Source organism: Mameliella sp. CS4 (assembly GCF_019392335.1).
In the GTDB taxonomy this organism is placed as follows: domain Bacteria; phylum Pseudomonadota; class Alphaproteobacteria; order Rhodobacterales; family Rhodobacteraceae; genus Antarctobacter.
In genome coordinates this window covers 1-236 of record NZ_JAHXRQ010000293.1, presented here as the reverse complement: position 1 = coordinate 236, position 236 = coordinate 1, and the positions used below count along the sequence as shown (strand labels likewise).

Below are 236 nucleotides of genomic sequence, written 5' to 3'. Positions count from 1 at the left end.
ACGTAGCTGCGCTGGGCCATGGCGCGGATCAGGTCGAGGTTCTGCTCCACGAACACGATCGTCACCCCGGTGCGGCGGTTGAGATCGACCAGGGTGCGGCCGATCTGCTGCACCACCGAGGGCTGGATGCCCTCGGAGGGCTCGTCGAGCAGGATCAGCGCGGGCCCGCCGACGAGGACGCGGCCGATGGCGAGCTGCTGCTGCTGGCCGCCCGAGAGCGTCCCGGCGCGCTGCCC

The 236-nt window shown here is 72.0% G+C and carries 1 protein-coding gene; it reads right to left on the bottom strand.

What is annotated here, in order from left to right:
- The coding region (locus tag KZZ07_RS27445; protein ID WP_219520214.1) for an ATP-binding cassette domain-containing protein at positions 1-236 on the bottom strand (236 nt) is incomplete at both ends.